The sequence below is a fragment of the Clostridium sp. CAG:43 genome (genome assembly GCF_000434655.1).
Taxonomy (GTDB): Bacteria; Bacillota; Clostridia; order Lachnospirales; family Lachnospiraceae; genus Otoolea; species Otoolea fessa.
This window is the reverse complement of sequence record NZ_FR895029.1, coordinates 9,482-12,450: the sequence shown is the minus strand read 5'-3', so window position 1 is coordinate 12,450 and position 2,969 is coordinate 9,482. Positions and strand designations below refer to the sequence as shown.

The window sequence follows — 2,969 nt, the reverse complement described above, 5'->3', positions numbered from 1 at the left end:
GACTGTCAGCAGGGAGCTGACAGCGAGAAGCTCCGGGATCCCCAGGGAACTTCCGATTTCCAGACGTTTCATGGAACCACGCACATCCTTCACGCCGCCGAAGGAGAGACTTCCCTTCATGCGGACGCGCGTCAGGGCATCGGTCGTCTCCGTCTGGCTCTGCCGGATCGTCCCCAGATCACAGGACGGCTGCAGTTCCCGGCACATCTGTTTTCCCATCTCCGTGGAGGCGTACTCCGTGAGCTGGTCGATGATCTTTGTATATTCGAGAGTTTTTAATGCTTTTTCATTCATGTTGTGGTAATCCTCTTAATTTAAATGGTGTTCACATGATACCGTGACCACTAAATTCGTGAAAGACCTCATTAAGTGGTCAGGTATAAGTTCTCACTAGACTCGAAAAGACCTCGTCAAGTGTTCACATTATATCACATTCCCCGCCGTCTAGCCAAGCATTCGCACTTTTTTCTTGCATAACCTTAAGAAGGAAAGTATAATTAGGATATGTTATGCAAAGGGGAAAGTGAAATGCCGGATTCAGAAGAACTTGAAAAAAAGGAAAAACGGGAATTCATGAGAGAAACGATAGTGAAGCCGCCGCTGACCAGAAAACAGATTGCGAAGCGGGTGGCTCTCTTTGTATGCGCGTCAGCCGTATTTGGAGGAGTCGCGGCGGTTTCGTTTGCGGCGGTAAAGCCGTTTGCGGATCGGTGTTTTCAGGAAAATGGGATGCAGGAGACATCCTCAGTCGAGTTTTCCAAGGACGATCCGGACTCTGTTTCGCCGTCGGACGGTGCAGATGCGGATATGACAGCGCAGCCGGAACAAATGGAGCAGGAGATTGATGAGGCGGTCAGCGAGGCGCTTTCCAGCTATCAGTTTTCCGCAGACAATTTCAATTCGATGACGTCGGTGCTGCGTGGAATCGGGGAACAGGGTGATAAGTCGATCGTGACGGTCAGCTCCGGCAAACAGGATACGGATATATTTGGAAACCCGGTGGAAAATACGGGTGATTATGCAGGTGCAGTCATCGCGGAGAGTGATGGAGAATTTTTGATCTTTACTTACGCCGATGCGGTGCGGGCGGCAGATTCGATCAATGTGAGATTTTCGGATGGAACGAAGATCGCTGGTACAGTGCGCCAGATTGACGAAGTGCTCGGAATGGCAGTTGTGGCGGTGCCGTCCGGCAATCTGCCGGAAGAAGAGCGGAAAAAGGTGCAGGTGCTTTCACTTGCCAATTCATATACGGTCAAGGCAGGCGATGTCCTCGTAGGTATCGGCGGTCCGTCCGGACAGGTGCATTCGCTTTCGTTCGGAACGGTATCCTACGTGGCGCGCAATGTGCAGATTACAGATGGACTGACGCGGATCCTGTATGCGGATATCAGCAGCAATTCGCAGACGGGTACCTTTTTGATCAATACAGCCGGAGAGATGGTCGGCTGGACATCGGAGTCCTGCCGCAGCGAGAGCTGTACGGATCGGACGGCGGCGTACACCATTTCCAGCTACAAGCCGATTCTGGAGCGGCTGACGAATGGCGTTTCGGCGGCATATCTGGGCATCCTGGGACAGGATGTGAGCCGTGCGATGCAGGGGAGCGGCATTCCGGCGGGCGTTTACGTGACGGAGGCAGTCTCCGGCAGCCCGGCATATGACGCTGGCATCCAGCCCGGCGATATTATTGTGAAATTTGGCACAAAGGAGATCGGAAGTTTCAAAGATCTCCAGGCGCAGATTGAAAATTCCGCGAGCGGCGTGTCTGTATCGGTAAATGTGATGCGGAAAGGGCGCGACGGATACACGGAAATTCCATTTTTGGTATCTCTGCGCGCCAGATAGAAATTCAGGAGGATATAGGCAGAATGAGATATATTGAACAGTTCCGGGAAGGGATGAGAGTCTCGGACGTATATTTATGTAAGACGAAACAGCACGCGGTGACGAAAAACGGAAAAGAGTACGCTTCCGTGCTGCTTCAGGATAAAACAGGCACGGTAGACTGCAAAATCTGGGATTTAAGTTCCCCGGGCATCAATGATTTTGAGCCGCTGCAGTACGTCTATGTGGACGGCGATGTGACGGTCTTCCAGGGTTCCAACCAGTTAAATATCAAGCGCATACGCAAGGCGGACGAGGGCGAGTATCAGGAAAGTGATTACCTTCCGGTCAGCTCAAAGGATATCAAGATAATGTATCAGGAGCTGACGGCTCTGGTGCAGTCTTTCCAGAATCCGTACCTGAAAAAGCTGGCATCCAGCTATTTCCTGGAAGATAAGGCATTTGTGAAGAAATTCTGCTTCCATTCGGCGGCGAAGAGTGTGCATCATGGTTTTGTGGGCGGACTTTTGGAACATACGTTAAGTGTTATGAAACTCTGTGATTTCTACACGAAGTCATATCCGGCGCTGAACCGCGATCTGCTTCTGACGGCGGCGCTGTTCCACGACATCGGAAAAGTGCAGGAATTATCCGCATTTCCGGAAAATGATTATACGGACGACGGTCAGCTCTTAGGTCATATCGTGATCGGCACGATGATGGTTGCAGACCGTATTAAGGAGATTCCGGGATTCCCAGCAAAGACAGCGGCGGAGTTAAAGCACTGCATCCTTGCGCACCACGGCGAATTAGAGTATGGTTCCCCGAAGAAACCGGCGCTTCTGGAGGCGCTGGCATTGAATTTCGCGGACAATACCGATGCGAAGATGGAGACGATGCTGGAAGTCTTAAAGAGCGGCGGGGAGAATCCGGGCTGGCTCGGATATAACCGTTTCCTGGAGACGAATGTGAGAAAGACGACGCCGACGGAATAATAATAAGATAACAGACATCTAAAATGAGTCTAAATGTATATAAGAAAAAGAAAACAGCGCTGCACAAGCAGATGCTGCCTTGCAGAAGCGGGGGAACGAAAAAATAGGAATCAGGACTCACCACCTAAAGAGGTGGGAGCCTTCTCG

At 51.2% G+C, this 2,969-nt stretch carries 2 protein-coding genes and 1 pseudogene; 2 read left to right on the top strand and 1 reads right to left on the bottom strand.

Translation table 11 applies throughout. The features are described from left to right. Positions 1-294 (bottom strand): annotated as a pseudogene (locus tag QVO97_RS02325) (endonuclease MutS2); the annotation flags it as partial. A 279-nt stretch (positions 295-573) separates the two neighbouring features. Between QVO97_RS02325 and QVO97_RS02320 the strand changes: the two are divergent. Then, positions 574-1,848 (top strand): S1C family serine protease, encoded by a 1,275-nt coding sequence (locus tag QVO97_RS02320; protein WP_273379686.1) that lies wholly within the window; start codon positions 574-576, stop codon positions 1,846-1,848. A 23-nt stretch (positions 1,849-1,871) separates the two neighbouring features. Beyond that, positions 1,872-2,822, top strand: coding sequence for a 3'-5' exoribonuclease YhaM family protein (locus QVO97_RS02315; RefSeq protein ID WP_022358800.1), 951 nt, complete (start codon positions 1,872-1,874; stop codon positions 2,820-2,822). The last annotated feature ends 147 nt before the right edge of the window (positions 2,823-2,969 follow it).